We start from the raw sequence: 14,333 nt of genomic DNA, 5'->3' as shown, positions 1-14,333 counted from the left end.
CCGCCGCCCTTACCCGTCCCATCCCGTTCCTGGGGGCTGCGCCCCCAGACCCCCGCTATCGGCCTGGACGGCCTCGTCCTCAAACGCCGGACGGGCTGAGATGTGCCTGGACTGGGCTATAGAGGTTCGGCCCGGGCCGCAATGTATTTAGCCCCTCCGGCGTTTGAGGAGCGGGGGTTCGGGGGCTGGCCCCCGAAAAGGGACGGGAATGGGTAGGGGCGGCGGGGGCGAAGAACCTTCCCCGCGGTCTGATTCCCGTGGCTTATGCCCGAGGGAAGGCCGGATTCGGACTTGTACGGAGGACGTGACAACATGCCGTCATGTCCTCCGCGCTGACCGATCTCTTCCCACTCCCGATCGTGCAGGCCCCCATGGCGGGCGGCGTCTCCGTGCCGCAGCTCGCAGCGGCCGTGTCCGAAGCCGGGGGGCTCGGTTTCCTTGCCGCCGGCTACAAAACGGCCGACGGCATGTACCAGGAGATCAAGCAGTTGCGGGGCGCCACGAGCCGCCCGTTCGGCGTGAACCTGTTCATGCCGCAGCCCGAGTACGCCGACCCGGCGGCGGTCGAGGTCTACGCCCACCAGCTGGCCGGCGAGGCCTCCTGGTACGAGACCGAACTGGGCGACCCCGACAGCGGACGCGACGACGGATACGACGCCAAGCTCGCCGTACTCCTCGACAACCCGGTACCGGTCGTCTCCTTCCACTTCGGCTGCCCGACGCGTGACGTCCTGGACTCCCTGAGCCGGGCCGGCACGCTGACGTTGGTCACGGCGACCACCGCCGAGGAGGCGCAGGCCGTGCAGTGGGCGGGCGCCGACGCGGTGATCGTGCAGGGCGTCGAGGCCGGCGGCCACCAGGGCACCCACCGGGACAACCCGGAGACCGACGGCTCCGGCATCGGACTGCTCTCGCTGATCGCGCAGGTCCGCGAGACCGTGCAGATCCCGATCGTCGCGGCCGGCGGCATCATGCGTGGCAGCCAGATCGCCGCCGCGCTCGCCGCGGGCGCGAGCGCCGCCCAGCTCGGCACGGCGTTCCTCGCCACCCCCGAGTCCGGCGCCAACGCCGTGCACAAGCAGGCACTGACCAACCCCCTCTTCGTACGTACGGAGTTGACGCGCGCCTTCTCCGGCAGGCCCGCGCGGGGTCTGATGAACCGCTTCATGCGCGAGCACGGGCCGTACGCGCCCGCCGCCTACCCGGACGTCCACCACCTCACCTCCGCGCTCCGCAAGGCCGCGGCCAAGGCCGGGGACGCGCAGGGGATGGCGCTGTGGGCGGGACAGGGCCACCGGCTCGCGCGCGAGCTGCCCGCCGGGCAACTGGTCGAGGTGCTCGCGGCCGAACTCGCCGCCGCCAAGACAGCGTTGTCGTCCAACTCGGGCGGGGGCCCGGTCCGTTGACCGCCCCGGTGTTCGTGGTGGACGTGGTGCCGGGCGGGCCCGAGTTCGTGCTCGACGGGCCCGAGGGGCGGCACGCCGTGTCCGTGAAGCGGCTGCGGGCGGGGGAGGACGTCGTCCTCACCGACGGGCACGGGCGCTGGGCCGAGGGTGTCGTCAAGGCGGCCGAGGGCAAGGACCGGCTCGTGGTGACCGGTATCGCCGAGGTGCGTGAGGAGGCTGAGCCGACTCCCCGTATCACCGTCGTCCAGGCCCTCCCCAAGGGCGACCGCGGTGAACTCGCCGTCGAGACCATGACGGAGACCGGGGTCGACGAGATCGTCCCCTGGGCCGCGTCCCGTTGCATCACTCAGTGGAAGGGCGAGCGGGGGCTCAAGGCGCTCGGGAAGTGGCGGGCCACCGCGCGTGAGGCGGGGAAGCAGTCGCGGCGGGTGCGGTTTCCGCTGGTCGCGGACGCGATGACGACGAAGCAGGTTGCCTCGTTTCTCGCCGAAGCGGACCTTGGGGTGGTGTTGCACGAGGACCGGGCGTACGGGAGCGAGCCGCTCGCGACGGCCGAACTCCCGTCCGCCGGGCGGATCGTGCTCGTCGTCGGCCCCGAAGGTGGTGTGTCCCCTGCGGAGTTGGAGGCCTTCGCGGAGGCCGGTGCGAAGGCATGCCGGCTGGGGCGCAGTGTCCTGCGTACCTCCACGGCAGGCACGGCTGCGACGGCCCTGCTGTTGACCCGCACGGGCCGCTGGTCCTGACAAACGGATTCCGCCCCCGCCGCCCTTACCCATTCCCGGCCCCTGGGGGCTGCGCCCCAGACCCCCGTATCGCGCTGCCGCGCTCGTCCTCAAACGCCGGACGGGCTGGGTGGGACGGGGCTGGCGGGGTGGGTGGGTTGAACGGGGGTGGGTGGGAGATCAGCCTGAACGGCCCGTCCTCAAACGCCGGACGGGCTGAGATGTGCCTGGACTGGGCTGTAGAGGTTCAGCCCAGTCTCGAAATCTTCAGCCCAGCCCCCGAAGTCCTCAGCCCGGGCCGCGCAATCTTTAGCCCCTCCGGCGTTTGAGGAGCGGGGGTTCGGGGGCGGAGCCCCTGAGTAAGGGACGGGAATGGGTAGGGGCGGCGGGGGCGTAATCCTGGCTGTATGCGGTCTATCCGGTGTCGCTCGACGGTGGCACGCTGCCGTCTATGGGGGTATTGAGGCGTTTACGGGGTCGGACGGGCGGGCGGCGAGGACCGGTCGCGGCCGGCGTCGTCGTCGTGGCCGTGTTCGGCGCGGTCGCGTGTGAACCCGGCAACGGAATCAGCGCCGCCGCGGTGGCGATCACGACCGACCAGACAGGAACACGCGAGCTGGAGAAACAGGGCGTCGACGTCCAGTGGCTCAGCTGCACCGCCTCGTACGGGGACAAGGGGGCGACCACAGGGAGTTCGACCGGCGCCCGAAGCGTCGCCACCGTCGACTGTGTCGGGGAAGAGCAGGACGGGCGCGAGATCACCATCAAGGGCAAGGTGACGCAGGAGGTCAACGGGACCTGCGTACGGGGTGACCTGACCGCGAAGGTGGGCGGCAAGGAGTGGTTCCGGGTGGATGTGCTCGGGAACTGCCGGGCGGGTACGCCGGGCACCGTCAACCCCTGGACGCCGCCTGTCGATCACGACACGACTCCGCCGCCAGACCGGCCGGGGGCGACCGTCACCGTCACCAGGACCGTCACCGAGTACCCGCACCCCACCTGCTCCTGCTTCCAGGGCAAGTGATCGAAAGCTCTGGTCGCGGACAGAACCGCTGCATAGGGTGATCGGGTGACACAGACTGCATCCGCCGCATCTGCCCCGTATCTCCGGTATCCGCATCTGCACGGCGAGTTGATCGCCTTCACCGCCGAGGACGACGTCTGGGTCGCGCCGCTCGACGGCGGCCGTGCCTGGCGGGTCAGCGCAGACAACGTCCCGGTGAACCATCCCCGCATCTCCCCGGACGGAACGACCGTCGCCTGGACGTCCACCCGCGACGGGGCACCCGAGGTGCATATCGCCCCCGTCGACGGCGGTTCCACCAAACGCCTTACGTACTGGGGGAGTTGGAAGACCCAGGTGCGCGGCTGGACCCCGGAGGGCGAGGTCCTCGCGCTCAGCACGCAGGGGCAGGCGAGCCTGCGCCGCAGCTGGGCCCGGGCCGTCCCGCTCGACGGCGGGCCCGCGACCACGCTTCCGTACGGGCCTGTCGGCGATGTGGCCCAAGGAGGCCCCGGCACGCTCCTGCTGTCCGCGCCCATGGGCCGTGAGGCCGCCTGGTGGAAGCGGTACCGGGGCGGCACGGCCGGGAAGCTGTGGATCGACCGGGAGGGCGACGGGGAGGCCGGCGAGTTCGTACGGCTGCACGCCGACCTGGACGGGAATCTGGAGTACCCCTCGTGGGTCGGGGAGCGGGTTGTCTTTCTTTCCGATCATGAAGGTGTGGGGGCCGTGTACTCCTCCCTCGCCGACGGGTCGGATCTGCGGCGGCACACGGGAGTTGAGGGGTTCTACGCCCGGCACGCCTCCACCGACGGGGCCCGCGTCGTGTACGCCTCCGCCGGTGAGCTGTGGATCCTCGACGACCTCGACGGGGCCGAGCCGCGGCGGCTCGACATCCGGCTCGGCGGACAGCGCGTCGATCTGCAGCCGCATCCCGTGAGCGCGTCCCGCTGGTTCGGTGCCGCCGCGCCCGACCACACCGGACGCGGCAGCGCCGTCGCCGTGCGCGGAGCCGTCCACTGGGTCACCCACCGCTCGGGCCCGGCCCGCGCGCTCGCCGCCGAACAGGGCGTACGGGCCCGGCTGCCGCGCACCTTCCGCGCGGACGGCGAGGAGCACGTGGTGTGGGTGACGGACGCCGAGGGCGATGACGCGCTTGAGTTCGCGCCCGCCACCGGTGTCGCGCCGGGGGCCACCCCGCGGCGCCTCGCCGCCGGACAGCTCGGGCGGGTGCTCGGGCTCGCGGTGGCCCCCGACGGCAGCCGCGCCGCGGTCGCCTCGCACGACGGACGCGTACTGCTCGTCGAGCGGGAGACCGGCGAGGTCCGGGAGGTCGACCGCAGCGAGGACGGCGAGGTCTCCGGGCTCGCCTTCTCGCCCGACTCGGCCTGGCTCGCCTGGTCGCACCCCGGCCCGCGGCCCCTGCGCCAGCTCAAGCTCGCCAACACCGCGGATCTCTCCGTGACCGAGGCGACTCCGCTGCGATTCCGGGACTACGCGCCCGCGTTCACCCTCGACGGGAAGCACCTGGCGTTCCTGTCCGCGCGGTCCTTCGACCCCGTCTACGACGAGCACGTCTTCGACCTGGCCTTCGTCGGGGGCTCGCGGCCGCATCTCATCACCCTCGCCGCGACCACCCCCTCGCCGTTCGGGCCGCAGCGGCACGGCCGGCCCTTCGAGGCGCCCGACAAGGACGAGACACCCGACAGCGAGGGCTCCCCGGCGACCCGCATCGACCTCGAAGGACTCGGCGACCGCATCGTGCCGTTCCCCGTCGAGGCCGCCCGCTACTCCGGGCTGCGGGCCGCCAAGGACGGGCTGCTGTGGCTGCGGCACCCCGTGCGGGGTGTGCTCGGCGCCTCCCGCGCCACCCCGGACGACCCGGATCCGAAGACCGACCTGGAGCGCTACGACCTCGTCCAGCAGCGCATGGAGCATCTCGCCTCGGACGCCGACGGCTTCATGGTCACCGGCGACGGCAAGCGGATCCTGCTGTGGACCGACAGCAAGCTCAAGGTCGTACCGAGCGACCGGCGCGCCTCGAACGACGACGAGAGCGACACCAACATCACCGTCGACCTCTCGCGCATCCGCCAGACCGTCGACCCGGCCGCCGAGTGGCGGCAGATGTACGACGAGACCGGCCGCCTCATGCGCGACAACTTCTGGCGGCCCGACCTGGGCGGCACCGACTGGGACGGCGTACTGGACCGGTACCGGCCCGTGCTCGAACGGGTCGCCACCCACGACGACCTGGTCGACCTGCTGTGGGAGATGCAGGGCGAACTCGGCACCTCGCACGCGTACGTCATGCCGCGCGGCGGATACGGCAGCGGCGAGCGGCAGGGGCTGCTCGGCGCCGACATCTCCCGCCACGAGGACGGCCCCCAGGGTGCGCCGCAGTGGCGCATCGACCGCATCCTGCCGTCCGAGACCTCCGACCCCGACGCGCAGTCGCCGCTCGCCGCGCCCGGGGTCGCCGTGCGCGCCGGGGACGCGATCGTGGCCGTCTCCGGGCGGCCCGTCGACCCGGTGACCGGGCCCGGCCCGCTGTTCGTCGGCACGGCCGGGAAGGCCGTCGAGCTGACCGTCTCGCCCGCGGGCGGCGGCGATCCGCGGCACGCCGTCGTCGTACCGATCTCCGACGAGGAACCGCTGCGCTACCACGCGTGGGTCGCCGACCGGCGCGCCTACGTCCACGAGAAGTCCGGTGGCCGGCTCGGCTATCTGCACGTGCCCGACATGCAGGCGCCCGGCTGGGCCCAGATCCACCGCGACCTGCGGATCGAGGTCGCCCGCGAGGGCCTCGTCGTGGACGTCCGCGAGAACCGCGGTGGCCACACCTCCCAGCTGGTCGTCGAGAAACTCGCCCGACGCATCGTCGGCTGGGACCTCGCGCGCGGGATGCGGCCGACCAGCTATCCGGAGGACGCGCCGCGCGGGCCCGTCGTCGCCGTCGCCAACGAGTTTTCCGGCTCGGACGGCGACATCGTCAACGCCGCGATCAAGGCCCTCGGTATCGGGCCCGTTGTTGGCACGCGTACGTGGGGTGGCGTCGTCGGGATCGACAGCCGCTACCGGCTTGTGGATGGCACGCTCGTCACTCAGCCCAAGTACGCTTTCTGGCTTGAGGGTTACGAGTGGGGCGTGGAGAACCACGGCGTCGACCCGGACGTCGAGGTGGTCCAGGCTCCGCAGGACTACGCGGCCGGGCGTGACGTGCAGCTCGACGAGGCGATTCGCATCGCGCTCGCCGCGCTGGAGGAGAACCCGGCGAGGACGGCTCCGCTGTTGCCGTCGGAGTAGGGCGGCCGGGGCTGGGCGCGCCGTCCCCGGGGGCTGCGCCCCCAGCCCCCCGTTCGGCCTGAACGGCCTCGTCCTCAAACGCCGGACGGGCTGACATGTCCGCCGCTCGGTACCATGCCGGGGCAACGATCATCCAGCGTGAGGAGGCCGCATGGCAGGGGAAGCGCAGGGCGACTGTCTGTTCTGCAAGATCGTCGGTGGGAAGATCCCGGCGACCGTCGTCCGCGAGACCGAAACGACCGTCGCCTTCCGGGACATCAACCCGCAGGCACCCACCCACGTCCTGGTGATCCCGAAGGTCCACCACCCGGATGCCGCCGCCCTCGCGGTCGCCGAGCCCGCGATCCTCGCCGACGTCGTGCGCGAGGCCGGTGAGGTCGCCGCCGAGGAGAAGCTCGAAAGCTACCGCATCGTCTTCAACACCGGCAGCGGGGCGGGGCAGACCGTCTTCCACGCGCACGCCCATGTGCTGGGCGGTCGCGGCATGCAGTGGCCGCCGGGCTAGCCGCGGCCCACGGGAAACTCGGGTAACTCGACGTGTCCGTACGCGAATTGGTGGTCCTCGGCACCGCCAGCCAGGTGCCCACCCGGCACCGCAACCACAACGGCTATCTGCTGCGCTGGGACGGCGAGGGCATCCTCTTCGACCCCGGCGAGGGCACGCAGCGGCAGATGCTGCGCGCCGGGGTCGCCGCGCACGACCTCCACCGGATCTGCGTCACGCACTTCCACGGCGACCACTCCCTCGGCCTCGCCGGAGTGATCCAGCGGATCAACCTCGACCGGGTGCCGCACGAGATCACCGCCCACTTCCCGCGCTCCGGGCAGCGGTTCTACGACCGGCTGCGGCATGCGACCGCCTACCGCGAGACGGTCCCGCTCACGGAGGCGCCGGTCGACTCCGACGGCGTCCTCGCGTCCACGAAGTCGTACGTGCTGGAGGCCCACAAGCTCTCCCACCCCGTCGAGTCGTACGGCTACCGGCTCGTCGAGCCCGACGGGCGGCGGATGCTGCCCGAGCGGCTCGCCTCGTACGGGATCAGGGGTGCGGACGTGGGGCGGATCCAGCGGGAGGGTGCGCTGGGGGACGTGTCGCTGGACGAGGTCAGCGAGGTGCGGCGCGGGCAGCGGTTCGCGTTCGTCATGGACACCCGGCTGTGCGACGGGGTGTACGCGCTCGCGGAGGGCTGCGACATGCTCGTCATCGAGTCGACGTTCCTGGACGGGGACATCCAACTCGCCGTCGACCACGGGCATCTGACGGCAGGTCAGGCAGGGGCGGTGGCCCGGGACGCGGGCGTACGGCATCTCGTGCTCACGCACTTCAGTCAGCGGTACGACGATCCCGACGAATTCGAGCGGCAGGCGCGGGCCGCCGGCTTCGAGGGGGAGCTGACCGTGGCGCACGATCTGCTGCGGGTGCCGGTACCGAAGCGCAGATGAAACGGCCGTACGATGCCCTGATGCCCATCCCGAAAGCCGAACTGCACCTCCACATCGAAGGCACCCTGGAGCCCGAGCTGGCCTTCGCGCTCGCCGCGCGCAACGGTGTCGCGCTGCCCTACGCGGACACCGACGATCTCCGTAAGGCGTATCAGTTCTCGGACCTGCAGTCGTTCCTGAACCTGTACTACGAGCTCATGGCCGTGCTCCGCACCGAGGACGACTTCGCCGACCTCGCCGACGCGTATCTCGCGCGGGCCGCCGCGCAGGAGGTGCGGCACGCGGAGATCTTCTTCGATCCGCAGGCGCACATCTCCCGGGGCGTCGGGATCGGGACCGTGGTGGAGGGGCTCGGGCGGGCGCTCGACCGGAGCGAGGCCGTGCACGGGGTCTCCACCCAGCTGATCATGTGCTTCCTGCGGGACGAGTCCGCCGAGTCCGCGATGGAGACGCTTCAGGCCGCGAAGCCGTACCTCGGCCGGATCGTCGGTGTCGGGCTCGACTCCGCGGAGGTCGGGCATCCGCCCGTGAAGTTCCGTGAGGTGTACGAGGCCGCTGCCGCGCTCGGGCTGCGGCGGGTCGCCCACGCGGGGGAGGAGGGGCCGCCCTCCTACATCACCGAGGCGCTCGACGTGCTCGGGGTCGAGCGGATCGATCACGGGCTGCGGTGCATGGAGGATCCTGAGCTGGTGGCCCGGCTGGTGCGGGAGCGGGTGCCGTTGACGTTGTGCCCGCTGTCCAACGTCCGGCTCCGGGCCGTGGACGTCCTGGAGGACCATCCGCTGCCGGCGATGCTCGACGCGGGGCTGTTGTGCACGGTCAACTCCGATGATCCCGCGTACTTCGGTGGGTACGTGGGGGACAACTTCCTTGCCGTGCGCGAGGCGTTGGGGCTGTCCCCCGACCGCCTGCGCGACCTCGCCCGCAATTCGTTCGTGGCGTCCTTCCTCGACCACGACGAGGAGCGGCGCTCCGGGTACCTCGCGGAGGTGGAGGCGTACGAGTTCCCGTGACGGGGCCGGGGGCAGGGTGGGGTGTACGTGCGGGTTGGTTGTGGCTGGGGTGCGCAGTTCCCCGCGCCCCTAGGTTTTCAGGGGCGCGGGGAACTGCGCAGTCTTTTGGGGGTTCGGGGGCGGAGCCCCTGAGTAGGGGACGGGATTGGGTAGGGGCGGCGGGGGCGAAAACCCTTCGGCCCGGCGTGACACTCCACGGTCGGTGGAGTGATTGGTGCACACTGGCCTGAATCCGCACCACCTCATGGGAGCGCACCGTGACCGCGTCCAACGGAGAGGGACCGCTCAGCCGGACCGCCCAGGTCGACCCCCTCGCAGGGCTGCGCGCCCACGACGACCCGCCCTGGGACGTCTACCTCACCGGCACAGTCTTCCTCGACATCATCTTCACCGGACTCGACTCCGCCCCGGTCCGCGGCACCGAGTCCTGGGCGCGCGGGATGGGGTCCAGCCCTGGCGGGGTCGCCAACATGGCCACCGCGCTCGCCCGGCTCGGCCTGAAGACGTCCCTCGCCGCCGCCTTCGGCGACGACCACTACGGCGAGTACTGCTGGGACGCCCTGGAGCAGGGCGAACGCATCGACCTCTCCACGTCACGCACGGTTCCGGGCTGGCACTCCCCGGTGACCGTCTCGATGGCGTACGAGGGAGAGCGGACGATGGTCAGCCACGGCCACGAGCCGCCTCCGGAGGAGCCCGCCCCGGACTGCCCGCCCCGCGCACGCGCGGCCGTCGCCTCGCTCACGCCCGGCACCCGCGCCCCCTGGATCGCCGGGGCGGCGGGCAAGGGGACGCGGATCTTCGCCGACGTCGGCTGGGACGACACGGGCCGCTGGGACCTCGCCGGGCTCCCCGACCTGGCGCACTGCGAGGCGTTCCTGCCGAACGCCGAGGAGGCCATGCGGTACACGGGCGCCACCTGTCCCCGCGCCGCCGCCCACGCGCTCACCGAGCACGTGCCGCTCGCCGTCGTCACTCTCGGTGCCGAGGGCGCGTACGCCGTGGACGGACGGACCGGGGAGACCGCCGAGGTTCCGGCCATCGAGGTCGAGGCCATGGACCCCACCGGCGCGGGCGATGTCTTCGTGGCCGGGTTCGTCACGGGCACCCTGGCCGGGTGGCCGCTGGCCGACCGGCTCGCCTTCGCGGGCCTCACCGCCGCGCTGTCGGTCCAGGAGTTCGGGGGGTCCCTGTCGGCCCCCGGCTGGTCGGAGATCGCCGGGTGGTGGCGGCGCGTGCAGTCGTACGACCACCAGGATCCGGCGGCGCTCGGCCGGTACGCCTTCCTGGAACCCCTCCTTCCGGAGCCGAGCCGGGCGTGGCCCCTGCGGCGGGCGGTACCGACGATCGGGTTCGGCCGATCCGCGTGAGGCTGCGGGCAGATCCGCGTGAGTCCGCAGGTGGATCCGGGTGAGGGCGTCGGTGGATCCGTGTCGGGCCGCGGGTGGATCCGCGCCGGGTCCCCGGCAGATTCGCCCGCGTCCACCGGTGCGGGCGAAAAGTCCTACGGCGTTGTCGGTGCCCCGTCGTACTCTTGGAAGCACAAGGCTGCCGTACCGGCAAGCGTGCCTCACCGAGGAGGATGAGCAGGCCTTCAGAGCCGGCCCATGACGCAGACACCCACAGCTCACACCCCCGCGCAGGGGCAGTCACGAGCGCAGTTCACCGTCCCGGCCAAGCACCCCATGGTGACCGTGCTGGGGTCTGGAGACGCCCTTCTGCGCGTGATCGAGAAGGCCTTCCCGGCGGCCGACATCCATGTCCGGGGCAATGAGATCAGCGCCATCGGCGAAGCCCGTGAAGTGGCCCTCGTCCAGCGCCTGTTCGACGAGATGATGCTGGTGCTCCGCACCGGACAGCCGATGACGGAGGACGCAGTGGAACGCTCGATCGCCATGCTGAGGGCGAGCGAGAACGGGGAGGGCGACGGCCAGGAGACCCCGGCCGAAGTGCTCACACAGAACATCCTGTCCTCGCGCGGCCGCACCATCCGCCCCAAGACGCTCAACCAGAAGCGGTACGTCGACGCCATCGACAAGCACACCATCGTCTTCGGCATCGGCCCCGCCGGTACGGGCAAGACCTACCTCGCCATGGCCAAGGCCGTGCAGGCACTGCAGTCCAAGCAGGTCAACCGCATCATCCTGACCCGCCCCGCGGTGGAGGCGGGAGAGCGGCTCGGCTTCCTGCCCGGCACGCTCTACGAGAAGATCGACCCCTACCTGCGCCCGCTGTACGACGCGCTGCACGACATGCTCGACCCGGACTCGATCCCGCGGCTGATGGCGGCCGGGACGATCGAGGTGGCCCCGCTGGCGTACATGCGTGGTCGTACGCTCAACGACGCCTTCATCATCCTGGACGAGGCCCAGAACACGAGCCCCGAACAGATGAAGATGTTCCTCACCCGTCTCGGCTTCGAATCGAAGATCGTGATCACGGGTGACGTCACCCAGGTCGACCTGCCGAGCGGCACGAAGTCCGGTCTGCGTCAGGTCCAGGACATCCTGGAGGGCCTCGACGACGTCCACTTCTCCCGCCTCACGTCCCACGACGTCGTACGGCACAAGCTGGTCGGCCGTATCGTCGACGCGTACGAGAAGTACGACAGCCAGAACGGTACGGAGAACGGCACCCACAAGGGCGCCCGTAACAAGCGGAAGTAGACCAGCGCGACCATGTCGATCGACGTCAACAACGAGTCCGGAACCGAGGTCGACGAGCAGGCGATCCTCGACATCGCCCGCTATGCCCTCGCGCGGATGCGGATCCACCCGCTCTCCGAGCTCTCGGTGATCGTCGTGGACGCCGACGCCATGGAGCAGCTCCACATCCAGTGGATGGACCTGCCCGGTCCGACGGATGTCATGTCGTTCCCGATGGACGAGCTCCGGCCGCCGTCGAAGGACGACGACGAGCAGCCCCCGCAGGGGCTGCTCGGCGACATCGTGCTCTGCCCCGAGGTCGCCGAGCGGCAGGGCAAGGAAGCCGACACGCAGCACTCCATGGACGAGGAGCTCCAGCTCCTCACCGTCCATGGAGTGCTGCATCTGCTCGGCTACGACCACGAGGAGCCGGACGAGAAGGCCGAGATGTTTGGCCTCCAGGCGGCCATCGTGGACGGCTGGCGTGCGGAGAAGGGCCTGACCGGCCCGTCCCCGGCCCCGACCGTCTCATGAGCCCGCAACTCGTCGTAGGCGCCATCGCCCTTGTCGTGGTCGCCTGGCTCGCCGCCTGCGCGGAGGCCGGTCTCGCCCGCGTCTCCAGCTTCCGCGCCGAGGAGGCCGTACGGTCCGGCCGCCGCGGCAGTGCCAAGCTCGCCCAGGTCGCCGCCGACCCGACCCGCTATCTGAACGTGGCGCTGCTGGTGCGTGTCGCCTGCGAGATGGCGTCCGCCGCGCTCGTCACGTACGCCTGCCTGAAGGAGTTCGCCGAGACCTGGGAGGCGCTGGCCGTCGCCATCGGTGTCATGGTCCTCGTGTCGTACGTGGCGGTCGGTGTCTCGCCGCGCACCATCGGCCGCCAGCACCCGCTGAACACGGCCACGGCGGCGGCGTACGTACTGCTGCCGCTCGCCAGGATCATGGGCCCGATCCCGCCGCTCCTGATCCTCATCGGCAACGCGCTCACGCCCGGCAAGGGCTTCCGGCGCGGCCCGTTCGCCTCCGAGGCCGAGCTGCGGGCGATGGTCGACCTCGCGGAGAAGGAGTCGCTCATCGAGGACGAGGAGCGCCGCATGGTGCACTCCGTCTTCGAGCTGGGCGACACGCTCGTACGGGAGGTCATGGTCCCGCGTACGGACCTGGTGGTCATCGAGCGCTACAAGACGATCCGGCAGGCGCTGACGCTGGCCCTGCGGTCCGGTTTCTCCCGCGTCCCCGTCACCGGGGAGAGCGAGGACGACATCGTCGGGATCGTGTACCTGAAGGACCTGGCCAGAAAGACGCACATCAGCCGGGACGCCGAGAGCGAGCTGGTGTCGACGGCGATGCGGCCCGCCGCCTTCGTCCCCGACACGAAGAACGCCGGCGACCTGCTCCGCGAGATGCAGCAGGACCGCAACCACGTCGCCGTCGTCATCGACGAGTACGGCGGCACGGCCGGCATCGTCACCATCGAGGACATCCTCGAGGAGATCGTCGGCGAGATCACCGACGAGTACGACCGCGAACTGCCGCCCGTGGAGGACCTCGGCGACGACCGCTACCGGGTGACCGCGCGCCTCGACATCGGCGACCTCGGCGAGCTGTACGGCTTCGAGGCGTACGACGACGAGGACGTCGAGACGGTGGGCGGCCTCCTCGCGAAGGCACTCGGCCGCGTGCCCATCGCCTCCGCCTCGTCAGTGGTCGAACTGCCCGACGGACGCGAACTGCGGCTCACGGCAGAGGCCTCGGCCGGCCGCCGGAACAAGATCGTCACGGTGCTGGTCGAGCCCGTGGGCCCGGCCGGCTCCCCCGAGGAGGAGAAGCCGGAGTGACCCCGCAGGAGCTGCGCACGTTCTGCCTGTCCTTCAACGCGACCGTCGAGGACTTCCCCTTCACCCCGGAGACCTCGGTCTTCAAAGTGCTGGGCAAACTGTTCGCCCTGACCCGCCTGGACGCCCACCCGCTCACGGTGAACCTGAAGTGCGACCCCGATGACGCGGTGCGCCTGCGCGGCGAACACGAGGGCATGATCATCCCCGGCTACCACATGAACAAACGCCACTGGAACACGGTGACGGCCGACGGAGAGCTCCCGGACCAGCTGGTCAGGGAGCTCATCGAGGACTCGTACGACCTCGTCGTGGCGGGTCTGCCGCGGTCGGAGCGACTGCGGCTGGACCGGAGCTGAAGAAGGAGCGCACGGCGGCCGTGCCTGCTTCAGGAAGCTGTTCCTACGGGCTCGCCATCGCGTGGGCGGGGCGGCAGAATGGAGGGACCGGTGGAAGCGAGACGGCTCCACTCCGGGCACCGGCCAAGGAGACTCGGAGTGGAACACTTGTGTTGGCGTCCACCTCACCTGGCCCCGGCCCCTCAGGTCGGGGCCACGTGTGTGTCACACGTGGAGGATCCAGTCGTCGATGATCTCGTAGATCACGGCGATGAGGCTGGCCCAGGGGGCGGCGATGACCGCCCATTCGGCCCACGTGCGGATGTTGCGACGCCCGTCCGGCTCTTCGGCCATGGGGCTGTACTCCTTCCTCGGTCCCGGCTCCACGTGATGCCGTGGATACCGCGGTGAGCCACGAACGGGTGGTTCCGAGGCGGTGAAGGAGATGGCACCCGATGGGGTGAGCCGACCTCTGCGATCGCTTGGCGATCAACCTCCTTGTGATGCTTGGCAGTTGGGTACAGCACTGCTTTGAGCCAGCCTAGCCTGCAGGTCCTTTTCTGGGTAGTACTGTCGGCGAGTTGGCGGATGTCATGAAGAATTTCGGTTGCTCCGTTGAGAGTCA

13 protein-coding genes are annotated in these 14,333 nt (G+C 70.8%); 12 read left to right on the top strand and 1 reads right to left on the bottom strand.

The window, feature by feature from the left end:
- The first annotated feature begins 320 nt into the window (after positions 1-320).
- From ACN20J_RS17590 to ACN20J_RS17535, 12 genes are all read left to right on the top strand, one after another.
- Positions 321-1,406: a nitronate monooxygenase gene (locus ACN20J_RS17590; RefSeq protein WP_189837902.1), complete on the top strand. Its 1,086-nt coding sequence runs from the start codon at positions 321-323 to the stop codon at positions 1,404-1,406.
- A complete protein-coding gene (locus ACN20J_RS17585) occupies positions 1,403-2,149 on the top strand; it encodes a 16S rRNA (uracil(1498)-N(3))-methyltransferase (protein WP_419666274.1) in 747 nt (248 codons plus the stop codon). Before ACN20J_RS17590 ends, ACN20J_RS17585 begins: the two co-directional genes overlap by 4 nt.
- Positions 2,150-2,579: 430 nt before the next feature.
- Entirely contained in the window at positions 2,580-3,152 is a 573-nt protein-coding gene (locus tag ACN20J_RS17580) for a hypothetical protein (RefSeq protein ID WP_419666273.1), read from the top strand.
- A 45-nt stretch (positions 3,153-3,197) separates the two neighbouring features.
- Positions 3,198-6,437 (top strand): S41 family peptidase, encoded by a 3,240-nt coding sequence (locus ACN20J_RS17575; RefSeq protein ID WP_419666272.1) that lies wholly within the window; start codon positions 3,198-3,200, stop codon positions 6,435-6,437.
- A 151-nt stretch (positions 6,438-6,588) separates the two neighbouring features.
- Complete coding sequence (locus ACN20J_RS17570) at positions 6,589-6,942, top strand: histidine triad nucleotide-binding protein (protein WP_189837906.1); 354 nt, start codon at positions 6,589-6,591, stop codon at positions 6,940-6,942.
- Positions 6,943-6,974: 32 nt separating this feature from the next.
- Positions 6,975-7,880 carry a ribonuclease Z gene (locus ACN20J_RS17565; protein WP_361923494.1) on the top strand — a complete coding sequence of 302 codons (906 nt, stop codon included), beginning with the start codon at positions 6,975-6,977 and terminating at the stop codon, positions 7,878-7,880.
- 20 nt (positions 7,881-7,900) lie between these two features.
- A complete protein-coding gene (locus tag ACN20J_RS17560) occupies positions 7,901-8,893 on the top strand; it encodes an adenosine deaminase (RefSeq protein WP_419666271.1) in 993 nt (330 codons plus the stop codon).
- Between the two features lie 257 nt (positions 8,894-9,150).
- A complete protein-coding gene (locus ACN20J_RS17555) occupies positions 9,151-10,263 on the top strand; it encodes a carbohydrate kinase family protein (protein ID WP_419666270.1) in 1,113 nt (370 codons plus the stop codon).
- Between the two features lie 237 nt (positions 10,264-10,500).
- Positions 10,501-11,559 (top strand): PhoH family protein, encoded by a 1,059-nt coding sequence (locus tag ACN20J_RS17550; RefSeq protein WP_189837910.1) that lies wholly within the window; start codon positions 10,501-10,503, stop codon positions 11,557-11,559.
- A gap of 12 nt (positions 11,560-11,571) precedes the next feature.
- A complete protein-coding gene (ybeY, locus tag ACN20J_RS17545; RefSeq protein ID WP_055612361.1) occupies positions 11,572-12,072 on the top strand; it encodes an rRNA maturation RNase YbeY in 501 nt (166 codons plus the stop codon).
- The gene (locus ACN20J_RS17540) at positions 12,069-13,373 is read left to right on the top strand and encodes a hemolysin family protein (RefSeq protein ID WP_189837911.1); all 1,305 of its coding nucleotides are present in this window, start codon (positions 12,069-12,071) and stop codon (positions 13,371-13,373) included. The genes ybeY and ACN20J_RS17540 overlap by 4 nt, the downstream gene beginning before the upstream one ends.
- Entirely contained in the window at positions 13,370-13,729 is a 360-nt protein-coding gene (locus ACN20J_RS17535; RefSeq protein WP_189837912.1) for an MmcQ/YjbR family DNA-binding protein, read from the top strand. Before ACN20J_RS17540 ends, ACN20J_RS17535 begins: the two co-directional genes overlap by 4 nt.
- A gap of 204 nt (positions 13,730-13,933) precedes the next feature.
- Here the strand turns inward: ACN20J_RS17535 and ACN20J_RS17530 are convergent, their stop codons facing one another.
- The gene (locus ACN20J_RS17530) at positions 13,934-14,062 is read right to left on the bottom strand and encodes a hypothetical protein (protein WP_257678097.1); all 129 of its coding nucleotides are present in this window, start codon (positions 14,060-14,062) and stop codon (positions 13,934-13,936) included.
- Positions 14,063-14,333: the final 271 nt, after the last annotated feature.

The organism is Streptomyces sp. 2-1 (genome assembly GCF_048564895.1).
GTDB classification, from domain to species: domain Bacteria; phylum Actinomycetota; class Actinomycetes; order Streptomycetales; family Streptomycetaceae; genus Streptomyces; species Streptomyces phaeochromogenes.
The sequence above is the reverse complement of the archived record's forward strand: the minus strand, read 5'-3'. Positions and strand labels throughout refer to the sequence as shown.